This window comes from Candidatus Nitrosopumilus sp. bin_6a (assembly GCF_054095695.1).
In genome coordinates this window covers 256217-275711 of record NZ_JBSWSR010000005.1, presented here as the reverse complement: position 1 = coordinate 275711, position 19495 = coordinate 256217, and the positions used below count along the sequence as shown (strand labels likewise).

Genomic DNA, 19495 nt, shown 5'->3' with positions numbered 1-19495 from the left:
TTATGTTAAAGATAATTCAATGTAAACGTCATCAGGAATTTTTAGTCGCATTAATTGTCTAATTGCCTTATCATCAGCATTTATGTTGATAATTCTTCTATGCATCTTCATTTCCCATTTCTCATAAGTTTCAGTTCCACTACCACATGGAGATTTTCTAGTTGCAACATGTAGTCTCTTTACAGGAAGTGGTGTTGGACCTTTGACTTTGACACCAGTTTTTTTACCAATACCCATGATTTCGCCACATACGCCATCCAACTTAGGTAGACTCGTAGAGGTGAGTTTAACACGGGCGGTTTGTGTCATAAAAATACGCCTATGGTTTGTACTCTTCGGTAATTTCCTTTACAATACCTGCTGCGATAGTTGCACCCATATCTCTAAGGGCGAATCTACCCATTTCAGGGAATTCTTGGAAAGTTTCGATACATGTTGGTCTCACCGGTCTGATTTTGACAATTGCAGAATCTCCAACTTTAAGGAATTTTGGATTTTCTTCTTCAACTGCACCAGATGCAGGGTTGATCTTTTGGAGGAACTCAGTAACAGTTGCTGCAACTTGTGTAGTGTGTGCATGCATTACTGGTGTATATCCAGGAGCAATTGCTGTTGGGTGGTGAATTACAATAATTTGGGCTTTGAATTCTTTTGCAACGTTTGGTGGGGCATCAGGAGTACCAAGAACATCTCCTCTCTTGATATCTTTCTTTTCAATACCTCTAAGGTTGAAACCAATGTTGTCACCTGCTTCTGCAGATGGCATTTCAGTGTGGTGAGTTTCAATTGATTTGATTTCACCTAGTGCACCTGAAGGCATCACAATGATTTTTTGTCCTGCTTTCATGACACCTGTTTCTACTCTACCTACAGGTACAGTACCTACACCAGTGATGGAGTAAACGTCTTGAATTGGAACACGTAATGGTTTACCTGTTGGCTTTTCAGTAACAGTAAAGTCATCAAATGCTTCTAACAAAGTTTTACCTTTGTACCAAGGCATATTCTCAGTCTTTTTAACCAAGTTATCACCTTTCCATCCAGAAACTGGAATGAATGGTACATTTTCTAATTTGTAACCAACGGATTTGACTAGTTTTTCACCTTTCTCTTTGGCTGCATTGTATGCATCTTCTTTGTATTCGACTGCATCCATTTTGTTGATTGCAACAATTAGTTGGCTTACACCGAGTGTTTTGAGCAAGAATGCGTGTTCTCTTGCTTGTCCACCTGCTGCAATAGCAGTATCAGTTTCACCTTCTTTTGCTGAAAGTACTAGAATGGCTGCATCTGCTTCAGAAGCACCAGTAATCATGTTTTTAATAAAGTCCCTGTGACCAGGAGCGTCAATCAAAGTAAAGAAGTACTTTGGTGACTCAAACTTTTGGAAAGCTAGATCGATTGTAATACCTCTCTCTCTTTCGTCTTTAATGTTATCCATAACCCAAGCGTACTTGAAAGTATCACCTTTTCCGGTCTTTTCGGATTCTGCTCCGTGAGCTGCAATTGTTCTTTCATCTACAACTCCAAGATCCATCAAAAAATGACCCATAGTAGTTGATTTTCCATTATCAATATGTCCTGTAACAATCAGGTTCAAGTGTGGTTTATCTGCCATATGAAATGCCTAATCGAGGGCATTTATTACTGTTATGAATTTTTTAAGAAAAGTTAGAAAATTTTCAATTAATTACAGATCATAAAACTTTGCTAAAAGCACATAAATCAAAGGGGTAAAAATTAGATTTATGAAAATTACAGTTTCAGTTATCAAAGCAGATGTCGGCGGAGTTGGCGGACATACAAAACCAAGTGATGGTCTAATAGAAGCAATTAGAAATACCGTCAAAAAGTCATCAGATTTACTTATTGATTATTACATCGGATATTGTGGTGACGATACCCATATCGTAATGACACATACACATGGAGTAGATAATCAGCAAATTCACAAATTAGCATGGGATGCATTCATGGCAGGAACTCAAGTTGCAAAAGAAGAAGGACTCTACGGTGCAGGACAAGACTTGCTAAAAGATTCTTTTTCAGGAAATGTAAAAGGAATGGGTCCAGGTGTTGCAGAAATGGAATTTGAAGAAAGACCAAATGAAGCGTTTACTGTATTTGCAGCAGATAAAACAGAACCAGGTGCATTCAACTATCCAATTTACAGAATGTTTGTAGATGCATTAAGCAACACAGGACTTATCGTAAACAAAAGTCTAGCAAAAGGAGTAGTAATGAACATCATGGATGTTGAGAAAGCTCAGATTGCAGAGTTACATCTATGGGAGGACAAGCCAACAATTGAAGCTGCATTAATGTATCCAGGAAGATATGTCGTAGATTCAGTTTACACAAAAGATGGTGAACCAATACTTGATGCATCAACTGACAGACTACACAACATTGCAGGAACATATGTTGGAAAAGATGATCCAATATGCATAGTTAGAACTCAAAAGAATTTCCCAGCAACAGAAGAAGTAGGAAGTGTATTTAACAATCCACACTATGTTGCAGGCAATACAAGAGGCAGTCACAACATGCCACTAATGCCTGTAAAACTAAATTCAGCAGCAACAATCAACTTTTGTATTCCAATTGTAGAAGCTTTGGTTTTCAGCATGCATAACGGAAAACTTACAGGTCCATTTGACGGATTCTCAACACCAGACTGGGATTACATTAGAGAAAATGCAACAAAGAAAGCTATGGCAATTCGAAGTCAGGGATTCATTCATCCAGCAACTCTAGTACCATCAGAATTAGAATATGCTGAAGGGTATAGGGCAAGAATGGATGTTCTTGAAAGTAAAATGAAACCAATGGAAGAAACATCCAGTGGTGAAAAGAAAGAAAACTATGAAGATCCAGACTAGTAATTTCAAATATTGCTAATCATAAGAAATAGTTAAATCGAAAAACCACATAGTAAAGACATAGTCATGAATGCTTTTCAGAAGATTTTTGATTGGAAAACGTATATTTTTACAGCACTAGCAGTCATATCTTTTTCAAGTTTTGTGGCAGTATTATTTGGACAGACAATCCCAGGGATTATTTTAGCATTTTTTAAAATTGCTGGAGAATATGTAATTTTAGGAGCAGTGTTTATTTTTGCACTAGCGTGGCTCCTAAAAGCAAAACCACATAATCGTCCAAAGAAATATTCTGTAATCCCATTTGATGTATTTGGAAAAAAGAGTATGATAGAAGGCATCAGAACAGAATTTACAACACATGATGTAGCATGGAGTTTTATGAAGCAATACAAAGAATCATACCCACTTTACAACTTTGCACTAGTTTCAGATCTTCCAAAGTCAGACAAACCAACAATCTTCAGATACATCTAATTCAGACTTTTATTCAAGATTACATAGAGAAATGAAGTGGAGTTTGCAATTCTAGCTGAATCGTTTAACAAGATGGAATCTACTGCAAAAAGATTGGAATTAACACAAATCCTAGTAGAATTATTTAAAAAAACACCTCACGAAACAATTTCAAAAATAGTATATCTGATTCAGGGGAAGTTAAGGCCAGACTTTGAAGGAATAGAGTTAGGGGTTGCAGAAAAACTTGCAATAAGAGCCATTTCAAAATCATCAGGCATTCCAATAAAAAAAATTGAAGACGAGTATAGAAAGGGAGGAGACTTGGGGCATGCATCTTCAATAATTTTAGAACAAAAAACTCAAACTACATTTCTTGTAGAAGACATTACAGTTGAAAGAGTCTACGAAACACTATTCAAAATTGCAAAGTTAGGCGGCTCTAGGTCTCAAGACATGAAAATGAAATACATTTCTAGTTTGTTAAATGATGCAACACCTCTAGAAGCAAGTTTCATTTTGAAAATTTTGCTGGGGACACTTAGACTAGGAATTGCAGAAAATACAGTGATGGATGCATTAGCAGTAGCGTTTTCAGGCAATAAAGAGAACAGGAAAAAACTACAACATGCATACAATGTTTCAAGTGATTTAGGTAAAGTTGCAGAAACAATTGCAACGAAAGGATTAGAAGGAATCGAAAAATTTGAAATTATTTTATTCAACCCCATTAGACCAATGCTAGCTGACAGAGTTAGAAGTGAAGAAGAAGCAATTGAAAAAATGGGTGATGAATTTGCAGCAGAATACAAGCTAGATGGGGAAAGAGTTCAACTACATATTGAAGGAGATAAAGTAGAATTATTTTCTAGAAGTCTAGAAAGAATTGAAAGTTATTATCCAGACATAATAGAAAAAATTCCCAAGAATATTCAAGCTGACAATATAATTTTGGAAGCAGAAGCAGTAGCAATCAATGAGAATACAGGAGAATTTCTACCATTCCAAGAACTAATGCACAGACGAAGAAAATACAAAATAGAAAAAGCTGTAACAGAGTATCCTATCACAGTAAACTTTTTTGATATTTTATATTGTAATGGGAAAAGTTGTGTAGAATTAAGTTACAAAGAAAGAAGAGAAAAGCTTGAAAAACATGTTAAAGAAGACGAATTTGCAAAATATATCCCAATGAAGATAGTGAAAAACCAGAATGAGATAGAAGACTTTATGGAAAACAGCATCAACGCAGGTAGTGAAGGGTTGATGTTAAAGATGCTAGACAAACCATATCAAGCAGGCTCTAGAGGAAGTCACTGGTTAAAACTAAAACGAGAATACAGAAACGAATTAGGAGACAGTTTAGATCTTGTAGTGATAGGAGGATTCTTTGGCAAGGGCAGAAGAACAGGAAATTATGGAACGTTGCTTTTAGCAACTTATGATGAAGACGAAGATGCATTTCCAAGCATTTGTAAAGTTGGAACTGGATTTTCAGACGAATCTTTAGATCAACTATATCAAATATTACATCCAAATGTTTCAATTAAAAAAAATCCGCGCATCATTAGTGATATGGAAGCAGACGTATGGTTTGAACCAGAGTTGGTTATAGAGATCGTTGCATCAGAAATTACACTCAGTCCAATTCATAAAGCGGCATTCAATACAATTCGAAAAGGCTCAGGGCTAGCTTTGAGATTTCCAAAATTTACAGGAAAGATCAGAGTTGAAAAAGCAGTTGAAGATGCATCGACTAATGAAGAAGTCATCACATTATACAAAGGGCAGAAAAAAGTAGCGCATGATAAAAGTTTGATGTAATCGTGCTCAAAAAATATCAAAAACCATAGAGGATTTAAATTACCTCAAAGTATTTTCACTTATGTTATGTATAGCGGAGAGCTTGAAGTTCAAGCAAAAAGAAAGGCTATAGCAGTTTTACAAGACGAAATCAACAGAATTCTAAATGCATCCAGAGAGCTTGCAACACTTCCTGAATTGATGATGAAAAAAGACAAATCTGGAATCAAAAACACACTAGAACAAATTTCAACAATTGAAGAAGAAGTAGAGAACTTGAGAAGAAAAATCACACGTGAAGTTGCAGATGTTGGAGGATTGATCATGAACAGAGAAAATCTTCTAAATACGGCATATACAATGGATGAAATTGCAGGTTACATCACAGGCATTTCATTCAAACTATCAAATGTGAAAATCACTACCCTGAAAAGTGCAAAGCTGGACCAAGACATTACAAAATTGATTGAGTTGGTTGTAGACGAAGTTTACAAACTAAATGAAATCATTCGTAGTCTTAATACAAACACTGCAAATGCAATCGAGTTAGCTCAAGAAACTCAAACAATTGAAAGAGAAATAGATATCAAATACAGAGCAGCCACAATTAAACTTCTCAATGAAGTAACAAACACAAAAGAACTGTTATTGATCAAAGATGTAATAGAAGGAATTGAAGAAATGTCAGACAAATGTCAAAGAGTGTCAGATTCTTTTATTCTATTAGCATTAAGCCTATAATCAACCAAATTCTCACACTTTCACTTTATTTTAGTTTCTAAAAATACCTCATCTTATTAGAGAATTCATATACAGAGAATTACATCCAATTATAATGAAATGTGAACTAATTGAAAATAGAATCATAGTATGGGATATTGAAAATTCACGAAAACTTTTCAGCCAAGGATATTATGGAAAACCAATTGGAATTCCAAAACCAAAAATTGAAGAAATAGATGCACCGTTAATTTTAGATCTTATAGAAGGACTATATCTATTGGAAAATAAAAAAATCACAATTACAAAATCAAAACAAAAAATTTCAACAGAGCAACTAGTTGAAATTTGTAAAAATGAAGTTCATGAATTTGATAAAAAATATCTAGTATACAAAAATTTCAGAGACAAAGGATACATCATCAATCCAGGAATCAAATTTGGATGCGACTTTGCAGTTTATGAGAAAGGGCCAGGAATTGATCATGCGCCATTTTTAATCCAAGTATACACACGAAACGAACCAATCACTTCTACAGGAATTGTTCTGGCAGGAAGACTAGCATCATCAGTAAAAAAGCAATTCATTTTAGCAATTCCAAAAGGCAAAGACAAAGTAGATTTTTTAGCGTTAGACTGGTGGAAAGCTTAGACAGACTTTATGTGGCCTGCTATTTTATCATAAATTTCAAAAAGCTCTTTTGTAATTCCAAAAGCAATGTGATTGTCCCATTTACTTCTAATTCTAACTGCTTTTACAGTAGGTTCAACATAGATAGTGGCATCTTTAACAGATTGTTTTGCTATCATTTCATTTAGTTCTGTATCAGCATTTAGTTTTGATGCTAGACTACCAGAGCCAATCCATTCAACCTTTGTCACAGATTTTGAGGCAAAATGGCCTTTTGTAGTAAGTTTAGTTTTTGCAACATAGTTATTGTAATTACGGCCAGTTTCTTTTTTTACTATGAATTGAGCTTGAAATCTATCTAAAGCGCCCCATGGTAGTGGATTTGGATCTTGCATGATTATCCCTTTTGAATTATTTGTACAACATCAATATTTGAATTCTTGATATCAATACATCCGCGATTAGTTACCATTCTAGGTGTTTGAGCAAAATATCGACTATAGTAATCATCTTTTTCAACTTCATCAGTTCCAATTTCTTTGGATTCGGAATCAACACCGATCTCTTTTAACATATCAGCAAATTTTTCAGGCCATGATTGGTAGACAAATGTGTCTGACTCTGTATCATGCATTATTCATCTTGAATCATACCCACAAATAAAGATATCAAGAAAAACGACAGAGATCAATCGAATTAAATATCACAGAAGTTTTGGTACGTTATCCAATGTTAAAATTTCAAAATAAAATTGCTCTGGTTACAGGAAGCGGCACTGGAATAGGCAAAGCCATCGCCACAAAATTCATTGAGGAAGGGGCCAGCGTAATTATTCTTGGAAGAAGAAAAGAACCATTAGAAGAAGCAGCAAAAGAACTAGAAGGGAAAATTCCCCAAGGCAGCAATGCTTCAGTTAGAATTTTTGCAGGAGTAGATGTTGCAGATGAGGCAGCAATGAATAGTATGTTTGACACATTAAAAAATGAAAATACAACAATAGATTACATAATTAACAATGCAGGAGTTTCAGGCCCTGTTACATGTTTTTCAAATGCATCACTAGAAGAATTCAAAAGCACGATAGGCATTCACCTCACAGGCACATTCTGGGGTTCTGTGCAAGCATTAAGAGTCATGAAACCAGGAGGTAAAATTATCACCATCTCCACATTCTTCACAGAAGAAAAACCATTAGAACAAAGACCATATAGATTTAGAAGTCCATATACTGCATCACAAGGTGCAAAAAACAGATTGGCAGAGTTGATGTCTTGGGAATTAACAGATAAAGGAATAATTTCAATAGCAACAAATCCGGGACCAGTTCATTCAGATAGAATTTACAAAACAGTATATCCAAAAGCAGCAGCAGAGTTTATGAGAGTAAGTGGATTTGAAGACCTAATTCCAACTGAAGTGGATGAAGCAAATAAAGAGTTGCTTCCATTATTAGGAGAAGATGAAAAGGTCATCAAAGAAGGGATTGCAGCAGCAGCAGCAAAACTTGCAAATGGCAAAGATGTTTCAAAACTTACAGAGACATTTACTAATTTACTAAACAAAATACAAATCATTGCAGAGAAAGTTCAAAATAACACATCACATATGATTGCAAATAAAGAATTTCTCTCACAAGGACAAGTGGCAGAAACTGTTCTCAATTTATGTGATGATGAAATTGCAAAAATAATTAACGGCAAAGTAATTCCGGGAGATAGAGTATTTTATCCAGTTAAACCACATATCGGTACTGCAACACCGGGAGTTCATCAACCAGACTTTACAGGAAAAGCAGTTGTTTTTACAATTGATGCAACAGACAAGACAGACGCAGAGCGAGTAGAGTTTTTGGCACAACATGTTGAGAAGAACGGGGGAAAAGTAGCTTGTTTCATTTCACAGACAACATCATCAGAACTACAGGAATACATCAGTAGCAAATTCCATTCCCACATAGTGGATTTGAAGAATCCAGAAGAAGTTGCCAGATGGTTAAACACTGCAAAAACCAACATAGGAGACATTTTAGGCGTGATTCATATAACTGGAAATCTTCCAAACATACCAAAATTAACAGAAGTCACAAGAACAGAATGGGAATCATTAACTGAGAAATTCATTTCAACCCCAGCAACTGTTGCACAAAGAGCATTAGAGCAATTTGTCCCAGGAGGAAGTAAAGATCCTCGCCTTTACAAGGATGCCAGAGGATCTATTATGATAATTGGTCCAGATTTGCCCATAGGTAAGAAAGTTACAGGAACACAAAGAGCACAAGTAGAAGTTTTCAGAGGTGCACTAAGACCATTCACAACTACGGTTAATCAAGAACTAAGTGATGTTCTAAAATCAAAAATCAGAATGTTTACAATTTTCCCAGGAACAGTAGACGGTTCAGAACCAAACAATCAAAAAATTGCAGACGCATTTAATTTCCTAGTAACAGACAATGCATTATCATCAGCAGAAATTGTCTTTTGTGTTGATGAATCAAGATAAGAATGAAAAAATTTTCAGAGTTTAGAGTAGGGGATTCATTTTATTCTACATGCAGTATCTCAGATAAAGAGTTAGAAGAGTACCTAAAATTTTCAAGAGTAAAAAATGCATTTTTGGAAGAAAAACGAAAGGGAGAGCAACAGTTAGTTTCTGGAAGAGCAGCACTGTCAAGAATGGAGGGAGAATTTACAAGATTAAGTCAGATTTATGGCAATGATATTATTTTAATCGGAACAAACGGAGATCCCGAATGGGAAAATAGGAGTACACGATTTCTTAGACCACTATACACAGACGAAGTATTGAAATTGAAATTTACAGTATCTCAAAAAGAAGACATTGACGAAGAGTACGGTAAAATTTTTGTCGATTATGAAGGAACGAATCAGAATGATGAAACTATTTTAATTTCAAAAAAAAATATCTATAGAATCAAGAAAGAACCTCCAAGATAAAAGTTAAAGAAACACAATAGTCAGCCATTTCAAACTGTATTTTATCTCCGTTTAGTCACAATTAAAAGTAAATTCCAGATAAAGAGTCAAAGAATAATTTTGCAGATGCAATTAGAATTACAAGTGAAACAAGAATCTGTAGATAGCGTTCCTTGATATCAAGTGATAGTCTTGCTCCAACTAAACCTCCTATAAAAGAACCAAATGCAAGCAAACCAGATTGAAGAAAGTCAGGATGGCCTAACAAGCTATGTACAATAACACCGGAGAAAGATGCAAACAAAAGGATCATTTGAGATGTAGGAGCAGCTTTTTTCATAGCCATTCCCATACCTGCCACCATTAAAGGAACAAAGATTATTCCACCACCGATGCCAAAAAATGAAGAAATAATTCCTGCAAAAAAGCTTGCGCCAATAGCAAAAATCATTAATTGCTTAGATGTTTTTTTCTCTTTGCTTTCAATTTTTTTTCTCAAAAATATGTATGCAGCAGATGCAATCAATACAAATCCAAATAATATTTTAAAAACATCTGGGGCGACATTAGTAGAAAACAATGCACCCAAAACAGTTCCTGGAATGGACAACAATCCAAGTTTAAGACCTAAAGAATATTCTATTCGTCTTTGTTTTGAATAAGAAATTGTAGATGCAACTGAATTGCTTAATGCAGCAAATAGACTGTTACTTGCAGCAACAGTTGGGGGAAATCCTAGAAATGTCAAAATAGGAACAACAATTATCCCACCACCAAGACCAATCATTGAACCTAAAACCCCAGCAGCAAACCCCAAAGGAATTAACCACAGTTGATCAATCATGATAATGTCAATCAGAAAATGGTCTATTATATAATTAAACTACTTTAAGATGACCAATGTCTGTAAAACAGAATTTTCCTTGGAAGTTATTTCCAATATTATTTGATGCCCATGTAAATTATCAATTTTTGATTTGATGTTTCGGCCATTGGAATCAGAATAAAACTTCTGAGCAGCCTCCAACCACGCAGTAATTGACGGATAATCTACAGATTCTTCTTCCCAGCAATCACAAACAAGATTTTTAATCATAGTCTCAAATATTGCAGAGATCTCATCAGGATTAGAATTCAAAGTTTTAGTTTCAATATTAGCTACTGCCATAAAGGGTGATTGTATGTCACCTCCGATGTTGATGTTTCCAAGAGGAGTCCCTTCAGAATCTAATACAGCAGTAGTGGTGCAATATTCAACAGTTCGTAGAAGTCCATCTTCAAAAAATGTACAGTACTGACTAATGGTATGATCGGTGATAGGGGCAGGTGCAGATACAAAAATATTTTGTTCTGTCAAAGAATCTTGAATTTTTTCAATATCATAATATGTAAACCCAGAGCCATAGATTGATTTTGATTCAGAGGGTGTGTCATAGAGAAGTAACGAAGTTAGAATTGCAATTATGGTTATGATAAAAACAGGAATTATGATTAACTTGTTCATAGTCTGTGAATTTTTTATTCAAAGATAAGGTTTTGCAATACTAAATTGAGATTATTGTCAACTTGGAATCTTTGGTGATATTATTTTGATCAATAAATCCAGATGTTACTTCAAGAACATACAATGCCTCATTATCAGGAACAACACTTTGACATGTAGTTATTTCTAATGCAGTTTTACAAGGAGGTACATTTTTTTCAATATGTACAATGTTCCCGTATTGATCAAACCAAATCATATCTAAAGGGAATTGCATGTTTAACATCCAAAGAGAATACAGTCCGGGTTCATCAAATACAAATATCATTCCTTGATCATAAGGCAGTTGATCTTGGAACATTAATCCACGGACACGTCTTGGTTCAGAGTCTGCAATTTGTACCTCAAGTGCAATATCATCTACCAAAATTGTACCTCTTGGAAATTCAACAGATTCTAATTTACTATCACTAGGAAGAGTAAGTATCCCAATGACTCCAATTATCACAGCAGCTATTGTTATAGGAATTAATGCCTGAGCACGAGTAGTCATAGACAGCCTACTCTAATCCTTTTAAAATATGTTAGAGCGCCTAATACCCAACAATCGTTCAAACGTCAATAATAATACTGAAAGATTCTCACATAGCAGACAATTTAAGAACTCCAACTGCATAGATTTTGTGTTGGTCCATTATTTTATTAGCAAAATTAAGCACACACCACAAAAACCAACTTATTGTATTAATTGCCAAAAAACAGATCTTAAAGATGATGCAGTTTTAGCTACAACTGGACCGTCTGAGAAATATGCAGACTATGTTCCATCAACTTTATGTCTATCTTGTGAAACTTTGATGATAATAACATCCAATCCAGGTGCGGTCATAGGAGTCAACCATACGACTGGAAATCAAGTCACCATACGAAACTGACAATACAAACTATAGAAATTCTTACCAAATTATTTCACAGTACAGATCAGTTATATCTGTAAAACATGCAATGAGACTATGAGTATACATTGTGAATGCGGTATTTGCGGACACAGAATTGAAAAAGAATGTGATACAAATCAATGAAGCTGTTGTACTAATTTTCACGTACGTTCCGGATAGAAAATTTGTCGGTTGGGGATTGGAATTATTTTAGCAGTATTTTTATTTCCTGTTTTAAACATGTGTTAAATTAATCAGAGTCAAGACTTGCAATGTCATAATCTTTTTTTCCATCGGTGTCAATATTATCGCATTCAGGAATAGACATTGAAGTCTGATCATCTTGTTTTACTAAATAATCCAACAGATTCATAACAACTTTCAATTCTTCTTACTGATAATTATTTTGCTTTGAATTAGTAGGCATTAAAATTTAGAGAAATAAAAAATCAAAAAGATTAGAATCAAATATCATAATAGGGTCTTCTAAGATCACATTACTGAATTCTTAAAATCACTAATTGAGGACATTGTATTTTTTGTCTGATTCCCAATGTCATGTATAGTAGAGCCATTGTATTTTTTGTCAAGATACCGCCCTGCAAGAATCATCGGTCCTCCAATAGCACAAGTAACTCCAGTTGGTTCAGGTATCCATAACATCAGAAATCCAATTTTCTGTAATTTTTTACCAGGGGCAGGAGCTTTTTGTAGAGCACCTAATGAACGAGCAGTATGCTTGTCATCCATATTAGTTACTTCAGCATACAAATTTGCTCTTCGTTTGGCAGAATCTGAGAATTTTTTTAATTTATCTAGACGTTCCTTTAAGGGGTCAACCATTCCAACCTTGATTTAGAAGAAAATAGTTAAGAAACAAAGATCAACTCCGGTCACACTCAAGTCAACAAAGAGTAACTAAATTCTACTCAAAAAGACACTCAATTATAATAGATTTAATTTAGATACAAAGACAACATGAAATCTAAAAATTCCAAAAGGTTGGATTCAATTAAAGCAGCACACCAGTCAGAAAGAACCCGCTCTAGTACAAGAATGGAGGATTATTTGGAAATAATTTCAGAATTAGTTGAATTGAAAGGATATGCCACAACATTAGATATTTCAAGATATATGAATGTCAGTGCACCAAGTGTTACCAAAATGCTTCAGAGATTAGATGAGAATGGATTTCTAGAGTATGAAAAATATCACGGGATTAATCTAACAGAAAAAGGAATAGAGATTGCAGAGGGAATTAGGCAAAAACACGGAATATTATTGGAATTCTTTGAGATTTTGGGAGTAGGGTATGATACAGCAAATCAAGATACCGAAGGAATTGAGCATCACCTAAATCCCAAGACAATCAAACAGTTGAGAAAATTCATTACATTCTTGAAAGCAAATCCAAAGATCATTGAAAATTTTAAAAATCTTTAAGATAAATTTTGATATCGTTTTGAGATCTTGTAAAATCCATCAAAGTGCGTGCAACATCAGAACGTTTTGGTATTTTGATTTGTCCTTTTTTCCCAATTCTTACAGATGCAATAAATTTCTCATTTGCATAAATATCAGCATGCATTGAACTGAAATCTCTATTGACAGTTAACAGTAATGCAGTTTTTGACTCAGAAAAACTAAATGGTAAATCATTAGAAGTCAGCGAGATCTCATCAGATGATTTTTGAACTACGTCAATATGGACTCGAAGTAATTTTTCAATTTCATTAATGTTTGAGCCTCCTCTGCCAATTATTGCAGGAATGTATTGTTCATTAACCATGACTTTGACTCTATTATCAGATAAAATTTCAACTTCCGCACGTGGATCATATCGCTTGAATGTTTCTTTGATTTTATCTTCAGCTAGTTTTTCAATTCCAACTTTATCAGCCTTTTTCCCTACAGGAACAATGACATTTTCTTCACCAAATGTGTAAATTTCATGTTCCAAAACATTATCTTCAAAATTCCTAATTTCAATTACAGGTCTTGCTAAATCAGATTCAGTCATACCAGTTGGAACTTTGACCTTTAATTCCAAATCATATACTTTTTGAATTCCACCGTCTTTTACAAAAACTACAGTATCCAAAACATTTGGGATAATTCCAAGTTCGATTTTTCCAATAAACCGTTGAATTGCATCTAATGGAGAATTTGCATGAATTACACCCACCATGCCAACTCCAGTCAATCGTAAATCAGCAAAAGTTCCAAAGTCTTCTTTTCTTCTTACCTCATCAAAAATTGTATAATCAGGTCTTACAAGTAGTAAAATATCTGCAGAGTTATCAAAACTTCCATCAAGTTTACTATATTGGGTAATCCCAGGATCAACTTGCAAGTCACGTGGAGATTCAAATGTTTTTACGATTTTTCCTTTGTTATGGTAAAAATTTGCAAGGCCAGATGCAAGTGTACTTTTTCCAGACCCAGGAGCACCTGAAATCACAATACCTTCTGCACTATCAGAAAATCGTTTCATTAATTTTTCAGAAATAGTATAATCATCAAGGGATAATTTTACAATAGGATGAACGATTGTAATCTCAAAAGATTCTGAGAAAGGAGGATATGTAATTGCAATTCTATAATCTCCATGTTGGACTACTGAAGCACCATTTTTAGAAATCTCCAACGTACTAGAATCATGTACATTAACTACATCCAAAATCTGAGATGAAATCATTTCCAAATAGTCTTTTGAAAGAATCTCATCGTTTATCTTCGTCAACACAAATTCTCCAGGCTTGCCTTTTTTTCCTAAGGGATATTGATTTTCTTTAAGATGTATACTCATAGTGTCAGAATCAAAAAATTTTAAAAATTCCAAAGATTCATTTTTAATTTCTGATTTTAAAAATACCGTTTCAACACCTTCAGCACGAGCAACTAAATGTTGAACATTGTCAGAAGTGTACAATATAGCATCATTCTGTTTAGCCATATCGACAATCAAAGAATCAATTCTACCACTACTGGCAAGTTTTATGTCATCAGATGAAGGATGAGAACCACTAACAACAACATTCAGCCCATGACTTCCAGATAAAGACTTGAGTTTTTGAATTCTTTCCAGTCCAATGAATCCTTGCTCTTTATTTTTTGATGCCTGAGATTGAAGTTCATCAAAAACAGCTTGAGGTATTAAAATTTCGGAATTTCTAATACTACCAGATTCAATTTGTGCAATTAATTGACCATTAATTATCACGCTAGTATCAGATACAATTTTTGTCAAGACCTTATCAACTAGAATTATTACAATGGCCTAAATTACTTTGCTAAAATATCAGTAATTGCTTTTAAGACAAGTTTGAAATCAAAAGGTTTTGAGATATAAGATGATGCGCCATTATCCAGACATCCCTGGATAATTTTTTGATCATCACTAGCAGTAATGAGAATTATCTTAGCTTTAGAATCAAATGCAATTATTTCCTTAATAACACACAATCCATCCTTTTTTGGCATTGCCAAATCTAACAAAATCAAATCAGGTTTTATCTCCTTGTACATTGCAACAGACTCCGCACCGTCAATGGATTCACCAATCACTTCATGACCTCCAATAGTGAGAATATCTTTCATAACAAGTCTAATTGCATCAGAGTCATCAGCAATCAAAATCTTTGCCATGATAAAATAGACTCAATGCCATTTTAAAAAGATTAACTAAGATAACAAAGTCTCGATTTTTGAAATTTTTTCATTTACTTTTTTAGAATCAGATTCAGGCTCAATCATCAATGACATCATAAAAGGAAAGATTTCAGATAATAAAGAAAATACACCTTCAGCATTAACATCAACCAATTTTTTCAATAAAGAATCACTGGATTTTGCAACTTTTCCAAGAGGGTCCTTGCCCATCATAGGAGCTAGCCCCATAATCTTGTGAGTATGATTCTGTAATTGGGGAGCAATCATAACAACATCATGATCATTTTTACACCCAGCCAAAAGATCATTTAATGCATCAATTTCTTCATTTATCTCTCTTTTAGCAACATCCAAGAATTCATCAGACATGTCAGATAATTGGGAACTTGTGCCATTATTTTTATACTCTGTGGTAAAGAAAACAAGTTGTGAAATTAATTAGTAAGACATACTTGCTAGTAACAATACTAATTTTTGCAGCAGGGGTAAACTTGTTCTTATTTTATGAGGACAGCGATACAGAGACAAACCAATCAATTGCAATTCTAAAATTGGCAGATGTAAAAGTAAATTCTGAAATAATTGCAACGTCGGCAATATCAGTAGCTAGTGGAAACACACAAGATAGAGAAATACTAGAACAGAAAGCTCAGAAAGTTGAAAAAACAATCAATACCATAGGAACCGGTGGATTACTAGATGGACGAACAGCAGAAAAAAGTCCTCAAACATTAAATTCAAAATATAAAAAATTAACAACCTCATGGAAAAATTTTAAAGACTCTACAAATCAAGTTGAAGAGATAACTGTTTTTGATCAAGAAGCTTCAGATGCAATTAACTATATTTTAAATAAAAATAACGATTTAGTTTTAACAACAAACAATCTCTTCAAAGAAATAGAAAATTTGGATAGAGATTACACCAGACATAAAGAAATTGTAAAGGATCTAGCAGAATACAGTAAGATCATTGGACAGCAGACATTATTGATTTCAATTGGAGAAGATACTAATGCCCAAGAAGAATTGAAAGAGAAGAGACTAAAATTCGAAATAGGAATTAGGAAAATATTGCAAATATCCACTTTGGATTTGGATGTAGAAAGTGTCGGAGAAAAACATGAAGAATTAATTCCATTGCCAAGAGAAAAATCCAATTCATTGCGAGAACTTGATCCACTATGGGAATCAATGCAACCAAAGATAGCAATTTTAGAAGAACGTGCATTGCTTTCTCCAGAATTCAATTCAGCAAAAAAAGACATGATTGCCAATAAAGAAGTGTTTTACTCAGATATTGACGATATTCTTCAAAGCTGGAACATAGAACTTACAAAACATCAAACTAATGAAATAATGATTATTCAAATAATTTCAATCATAGATGTAGTAATTTTCTTTTTAGTGCTATTTTTAATTAGAAAATCATTAGCACCATTTGAATCAATAACTCAAGCCATTTCAAAGATTAAAGACGGGATATATGGAGAAACGATTCAGTATTCAGGCACAGACGAAGTAGGACAGTTGGTGGAGAACTTCAACATGATGTCCAACACAATTAAAGAAAAAGAAGAAGCAGCAAAAAAAACAGATATTGCAAAAGATGAATTTTTAGCAATGATCACTCATGAACTAAAAACGCCGCTAGTTCCAATTCAAGGATATTCAGATATTTTACTTAGTGAACATTTGGGGAAATTAACTGACAAACAAAAAGAAAGAGTAACCATCATCAAATCAAGTTCTGAAACACTGCTTGCAATGATTTCAGATTTACTTGATGCGCAAAAATTAGAACTTGGGCAATTAAGAATGACAAAAATAAAAAGTGGAATTAGAGACACGATTGATAAAGCTATAAAATCACTAAAGACAGAAGCAGATTCAAACAACATAGAAATCTTTTCAGAAGGAGAAAATATTCAAGTAGAACATGATCCAGAAAGAATCACACAAGTTATTACAAATTTAATCAAAAACAGCTTAAATTCAGTAGAGCCTAACAAAGGAAAGATTGAGATCAATATAGAAAATGATCAAAAAGAAGTAAGAATTCATGTTAAAGATAATGGAAAAGGAATACCACAAGATAAGCAAAAAGATCTGTTCAAAAAATTCTATCAGGTGGATGCGACACTAACAAGAGAGGGAGGAGGCAGTGGATTAGGACTGGCCATTTGTAAAGGGATTATAGAGAACCATCATGGGAAAATATGGGTCAATAGTGTTCCTAATCAAGGGGCTACATTTTCATTCTCAATTCCAAAAGAAGATCCTGCTGAAAACAGAACACCACTATAATCTGCTTAAAGAAAACATACTTTCAGAACTAAAATCACTCACACTCTTAACAAAATGGATATTTTGAAAACCAAAGTATGGAAGAAATCACGGCTAAAAATAAAGAGTTTTACGATAATTGTACCAAATATTTTGAATTTTTACGTAAAAAAGGCACTACAGACTATGATTTCGAGGATGAATACTATTTCACCATGCCTGCAATTTCAAGTCATAGATAGCATAAGATTTACGAACCGCATAGAATTCTAGATGGTGTGGATTCAAGATTACAAGATTTTGCAGACAAGGCAGTCAAATATTCAGAAAAACTAGGAGTTCAATATTGCGACGCCAGGGCAGAGCAACAGGAACAGAAATCAGTGTTAATAGAGAATAATGAAATAGAATACGTTAGAACAAATGAGGATAGAGGAATAGGAATAAGAATCATCAAGGATGGAACCTGGAGATTTTTTTCAATTACCAACCCAGAATCATTTGAACAAATCAAAGAAAAGATAGAAAAATCAGTCAAAGACATATCCAATAACACAAAAAACAATATTGACCTTTATCCAAATATTTCAAATAAAACAAAAATTAATTACCCAGTTTTAAAAAAGCCCACATTAGAAAACATAATTAGTTTAGGACTAGAAGGCAATAAAATTATTTTAGATACACCAAAAATCATCAAGTCTATTGTTAATCCACGATATACAATCAATTCAAAATATTTTGTAAACACAGAAGGATCAGAAATTGAACAGAATTTTACAGATACAATAATAGAAATGACTGCAGTGGCTCAAGAATCAGGAATTACACAGTCAATTAACATAACTGAAGGAGGAAGAGGGGGCCTAGAACAAATAACTAGCAAAAATAAAATCCAACACAGCGCAAAAGAGATTTCAATAAAAGCATCACAATTGACAAATGCACAACTAGTAAAAGAAGAAAAAGCAACTCTAGTAATGAACCCAGATTTTGTTTCATTGCTCACACATGAAATACTTGGACATCCATCAGAAGCAGACAGAGTTTTAGGAAAAGAGATGGCATGGGCAGGAGGGGCATGGTGGAAAAACAAACTAGGAGAAAAAATAGCATCAGAGAACCTGAATGTGTTTGATGACCCAACTATCAAAGAGAGTTTGGGGTGGTACTATTTTGATGACGAGGGAGTAGAGACTAAAAGAACAACCCTAGTTGAGAAAGGAATTTTAAAAAACCACATGCAAAATAGAGAAACGTCAAAAATATTCAATTCAAACCCCACAGGCAACATGAGGGCAACAAATTATCGATTCATGCCACTTATTCGCATGGCATGCACATGCATAGGTAACGGAGATTGGGACGTGGATGAAATAATCAAAGGAGTCAAGCACGGATATTTGATTTCAAATATGAAAATTCCTTCCATAGACATGAAACGATACAACTGGAGCATATCATGCCAGTATGCGCAAAAAATCGAGAACGGTGAAATCACAGACATGCTAAGAGACGTCATCGTTATGGGCACAGCGCCAGAATTTTTTGAGTCAATTGATGCATGTGGTAATGATTTTACTGTAAGGCCAATTACTAATTGTGGAAAAGGAGATCCAATGCAATCAATGATAATGGGTAATGGCGGTCCAACAATCAGAGGGACTGCAACAATAAAGAGTGTTAATTAAA

At 34.2% G+C, this 19495-nt stretch carries 24 protein-coding genes; 12 read left to right on the top strand and 12 right to left on the bottom strand.

Annotated features, from left to right (window positions below):
* On the bottom strand, positions 1-309 hold the full coding sequence (rpsJ, locus tag ACW9XA_RS07415) for a 30S ribosomal protein S10 (RefSeq protein WP_008299200.1): 309 nt from the start codon (positions 307-309) through the stop codon (positions 1-3).
* 10 nt (positions 310-319) lie between these two features.
* Positions 320-1618 carry a translation elongation factor EF-1 subunit alpha gene (gene tuf / locus ACW9XA_RS07410; protein WP_457763714.1) on the bottom strand — a complete coding sequence of 433 codons (1299 nt, stop codon included), beginning with the start codon at positions 1616-1618 and terminating at the stop codon, positions 320-322.
* Positions 1619-1748: 130 nt separating this feature from the next.
* Here tuf and fbp point away from each other — a divergent pair, with 130 nt between their 5' ends.
* From fbp to endA, 5 genes are all read left to right on the top strand, one after another.
* Positions 1749-2882 (top strand): fructose-1,6-bisphosphate aldolase/phosphatase, encoded by a 1134-nt coding sequence (gene fbp, locus ACW9XA_RS07405; protein WP_457763713.1) that lies wholly within the window; start codon positions 1749-1751, stop codon positions 2880-2882.
* A 66-nt stretch (positions 2883-2948) separates the two neighbouring features.
* Complete coding sequence (locus ACW9XA_RS07400; protein ID WP_457763712.1) at positions 2949-3359, top strand: hypothetical protein; 411 nt, start codon at positions 2949-2951, stop codon at positions 3357-3359.
* A 36-nt stretch (positions 3360-3395) separates the two neighbouring features.
* Positions 3396-5162 (top strand): ATP-dependent DNA ligase, encoded by a 1767-nt coding sequence (locus ACW9XA_RS07395; protein WP_457763711.1) that lies wholly within the window; start codon positions 3396-3398, stop codon positions 5160-5162.
* A gap of 66 nt (positions 5163-5228) precedes the next feature.
* The gene (locus ACW9XA_RS07390; RefSeq protein ID WP_300325135.1) at positions 5229-5882 is read left to right on the top strand and encodes a DUF47 domain-containing protein; all 654 of its coding nucleotides are present in this window, start codon (positions 5229-5231) and stop codon (positions 5880-5882) included.
* A gap of 94 nt (positions 5883-5976) precedes the next feature.
* Positions 5977-6513, top strand: a complete 537-nt coding sequence (endA, locus tag ACW9XA_RS07385; protein WP_457763710.1) for a tRNA-intron lyase — start codon at positions 5977-5979, stop codon at positions 6511-6513.
* Here the strand turns inward: endA and ACW9XA_RS07380 are convergent.
* Positions 6510-6887: a hypothetical protein gene (locus tag ACW9XA_RS07380; protein WP_457763709.1), complete on the bottom strand. Its 378-nt coding sequence runs from the start codon at positions 6885-6887 to the stop codon at positions 6510-6512. The genes endA and ACW9XA_RS07380 overlap by 4 nt on opposite strands.
* Positions 6888-6889: 2 nt before the next feature.
* Positions 6890-7126, bottom strand: a complete 237-nt coding sequence (locus tag ACW9XA_RS07375) for a hypothetical protein (protein ID WP_457763708.1) — start codon at positions 7124-7126, stop codon at positions 6890-6892.
* A gap of 95 nt (positions 7127-7221) precedes the next feature.
* Here ACW9XA_RS07375 and ACW9XA_RS07370 point away from each other — a divergent pair, with 95 nt between their 5' ends.
* Together ACW9XA_RS07370 and ACW9XA_RS07365 are read left to right on the top strand one after the other, a co-directional pair.
* Positions 7222-8991 (top strand): SDR family NAD(P)-dependent oxidoreductase, encoded by a 1770-nt coding sequence (locus ACW9XA_RS07370; protein ID WP_457763707.1) that lies wholly within the window; start codon positions 7222-7224, stop codon positions 8989-8991.
* A 2-nt stretch (positions 8992-8993) separates the two neighbouring features.
* The gene (locus ACW9XA_RS07365; RefSeq protein WP_457763706.1) at positions 8994-9446 is read left to right on the top strand and encodes a hypothetical protein; all 453 of its coding nucleotides are present in this window, start codon (positions 8994-8996) and stop codon (positions 9444-9446) included.
* Positions 9447-9507: 61 nt separating this feature from the next.
* Here ACW9XA_RS07365 and ACW9XA_RS07360 read toward each other — a convergent pair whose 3' ends face one another.
* The 3 genes from ACW9XA_RS07360 to ACW9XA_RS07350 are packed head-to-tail and all read right to left on the bottom strand — an operon-like array spanning position 9508 to position 11461.
* Positions 9508-10269 (bottom strand): sulfite exporter TauE/SafE family protein, encoded by a 762-nt coding sequence (locus tag ACW9XA_RS07360; RefSeq protein ID WP_457763705.1) that lies wholly within the window; start codon positions 10267-10269, stop codon positions 9508-9510.
* Positions 10270-10308: 39 nt separating this feature from the next.
* Positions 10309-10929 (bottom strand): hypothetical protein, encoded by a 621-nt coding sequence (locus ACW9XA_RS07355; protein ID WP_457763704.1) that lies wholly within the window; start codon positions 10927-10929, stop codon positions 10309-10311.
* Between the two features lie 40 nt (positions 10930-10969).
* Complete coding sequence (locus tag ACW9XA_RS07350) at positions 10970-11461, bottom strand: DUF192 domain-containing protein (protein ID WP_457763703.1); 492 nt, start codon at positions 11459-11461, stop codon at positions 10970-10972.
* 130 nt (positions 11462-11591) lie between these two features.
* On the opposite strand from ACW9XA_RS07350, the gene ACW9XA_RS07345 reads away from it, so the two are divergent.
* Positions 11592-11843: a hypothetical protein gene (locus ACW9XA_RS07345; RefSeq protein WP_457763702.1), complete on the top strand. Its 252-nt coding sequence runs from the start codon at positions 11592-11594 to the stop codon at positions 11841-11843.
* Positions 11844-12096: 253 nt separating this feature from the next.
* Here ACW9XA_RS07345 and ACW9XA_RS07340 read toward each other — a convergent pair whose 3' ends face one another.
* Both ACW9XA_RS07340 and ACW9XA_RS07335 read right to left on the bottom strand, forming a co-directional pair.
* Positions 12097-12219 carry a hypothetical protein gene (locus tag ACW9XA_RS07340; RefSeq protein WP_457763701.1) on the bottom strand — a complete coding sequence of 41 codons (123 nt, stop codon included), beginning with the start codon at positions 12217-12219 and terminating at the stop codon, positions 12097-12099.
* Between the two features lie 119 nt (positions 12220-12338).
* On the bottom strand, positions 12339-12689 hold the full coding sequence (locus tag ACW9XA_RS07335) for a hypothetical protein (RefSeq protein WP_457763700.1): 351 nt from the start codon (positions 12687-12689) through the stop codon (positions 12339-12341).
* Between the two features lie 135 nt (positions 12690-12824).
* On the opposite strand from ACW9XA_RS07335, the gene ACW9XA_RS07330 reads away from it, so the two are divergent.
* On the top strand, positions 12825-13289 hold the full coding sequence (locus tag ACW9XA_RS07330) for a metal-dependent transcriptional regulator (protein ID WP_457763699.1): 465 nt from the start codon (positions 12825-12827) through the stop codon (positions 13287-13289).
* Here ACW9XA_RS07330 and ACW9XA_RS07325 read toward each other — a convergent pair.
* Genes ACW9XA_RS07325 through ACW9XA_RS07315 form a run of 3 tightly spaced genes read right to left on the bottom strand, consistent with a single transcriptional unit; the run spans position 13276 to position 15887 of the window.
* Positions 13276-15096: an ATPase, T2SS/T4P/T4SS family gene (locus ACW9XA_RS07325; RefSeq protein ID WP_457763698.1), complete on the bottom strand. Its 1821-nt coding sequence runs from the start codon at positions 15094-15096 to the stop codon at positions 13276-13278. The genes ACW9XA_RS07330 and ACW9XA_RS07325 overlap by 14 nt on opposite strands.
* Before the next feature lie 35 nt (positions 15097-15131).
* On the bottom strand, positions 15132-15494 hold the full coding sequence (locus ACW9XA_RS07320; RefSeq protein ID WP_457763697.1) for a response regulator: 363 nt from the start codon (positions 15492-15494) through the stop codon (positions 15132-15134).
* Positions 15495-15530: 36 nt separating this feature from the next.
* On the bottom strand, positions 15531-15887 hold the full coding sequence (locus ACW9XA_RS07315; protein ID WP_457763696.1) for a hypothetical protein: 357 nt from the start codon (positions 15885-15887) through the stop codon (positions 15531-15533).
* 59 nt (positions 15888-15946) lie between these two features.
* Here ACW9XA_RS07315 and ACW9XA_RS07310 point away from each other — a divergent pair, with 59 nt between their 5' ends.
* From ACW9XA_RS07310 to ACW9XA_RS07300, 3 genes are all read left to right on the top strand, one after another.
* Positions 15947-17824: a HAMP domain-containing sensor histidine kinase gene (locus tag ACW9XA_RS07310; RefSeq protein WP_457763695.1), complete on the top strand. Its 1878-nt coding sequence runs from the start codon at positions 15947-15949 to the stop codon at positions 17822-17824.
* A gap of 77 nt (positions 17825-17901) precedes the next feature.
* Entirely contained in the window at positions 17902-18045 is a 144-nt protein-coding gene (locus ACW9XA_RS07305) for a hypothetical protein (protein ID WP_457763694.1), read from the top strand.
* A gap of 36 nt (positions 18046-18081) precedes the next feature.
* Positions 18082-19494: a TldD/PmbA family protein gene (locus ACW9XA_RS07300; RefSeq protein ID WP_457763693.1), complete on the top strand. Its 1413-nt coding sequence runs from the start codon at positions 18082-18084 to the stop codon at positions 19492-19494.
* Position 19495: the final 1 nt, after the last annotated feature.

Coding starts and splice junctions, on each gene's coding strand:
- fbp (WP_457763713.1), top strand. CDS start 1,749: ATGAAAATTACAGTTTCAGTTATCAAAGCAGATGTCGGCGGAGTTGGC.
- ACW9XA_RS07340 (WP_457763701.1), bottom strand. CDS start 12,219: ATGAATCTGTTGGATTATTTAGTAAAACAAGATGATCAGACTTCAATG.
- ACW9XA_RS07360 (WP_457763705.1), bottom strand. CDS start 10,269: ATGATTGATCAACTGTGGTTAATTCCTTTGGGGTTTGCTGCTGGGGTT.
- ACW9XA_RS07350 (WP_457763703.1), bottom strand. CDS start 11,461: ATGACTACTCGTGCTCAGGCATTAATTCCTATAACAATAGCTGCTGTG.
- ACW9XA_RS07375 (WP_457763708.1), bottom strand. CDS start 7,126: ATGCATGATACAGAGTCAGACACATTTGTCTACCAATCATGGCCTGAA.
- ACW9XA_RS07335 (WP_457763700.1), bottom strand. CDS start 12,689: ATGGTTGACCCCTTAAAGGAACGTCTAGATAAATTAAAAAAATTCTCA.
- tuf (WP_457763714.1), bottom strand. CDS start 1,618: ATGGCAGATAAACCACACTTGAACCTGATTGTTACAGGACATATTGAT.
- ACW9XA_RS07305 (WP_457763694.1), top strand. CDS start 17,902: ATGGAAGAAATCACGGCTAAAAATAAAGAGTTTTACGATAATTGTACC.
- ACW9XA_RS07330 (WP_457763699.1), top strand. CDS start 12,825: ATGAAATCTAAAAATTCCAAAAGGTTGGATTCAATTAAAGCAGCACAC.
- ACW9XA_RS07400 (WP_457763712.1), top strand. CDS start 2,949: ATGAATGCTTTTCAGAAGATTTTTGATTGGAAAACGTATATTTTTACA.
- endA (WP_457763710.1), top strand. CDS start 5,977: ATGAAATGTGAACTAATTGAAAATAGAATCATAGTATGGGATATTGAA.
- rpsJ (WP_008299200.1), bottom strand. CDS start 309: ATGACACAAACCGCCCGTGTTAAACTCACCTCTACGAGTCTACCTAAG.
- ACW9XA_RS07390 (WP_300325135.1), top strand. CDS start 5,229: ATGTATAGCGGAGAGCTTGAAGTTCAAGCAAAAAGAAAGGCTATAGCA.
- ACW9XA_RS07355 (WP_457763704.1), bottom strand. CDS start 10,929: ATGAACAAGTTAATCATAATTCCTGTTTTTATCATAACCATAATTGCA.
- ACW9XA_RS07370 (WP_457763707.1), top strand. CDS start 7,222: ATGTTAAAATTTCAAAATAAAATTGCTCTGGTTACAGGAAGCGGCACT.
- ACW9XA_RS07380 (WP_457763709.1), bottom strand. CDS start 6,887: ATGCAAGATCCAAATCCACTACCATGGGGCGCTTTAGATAGATTTCAA.
- ACW9XA_RS07320 (WP_457763697.1), bottom strand. CDS start 15,494: ATGGCAAAGATTTTGATTGCTGATGACTCTGATGCAATTAGACTTGTT.
- ACW9XA_RS07315 (WP_457763696.1), bottom strand. CDS start 15,887: ATGTCTGATGAATTCTTGGATGTTGCTAAAAGAGAGATAAATGAAGAA.
- ACW9XA_RS07365 (WP_457763706.1), top strand. CDS start 8,994: ATGAAAAAATTTTCAGAGTTTAGAGTAGGGGATTCATTTTATTCTACA.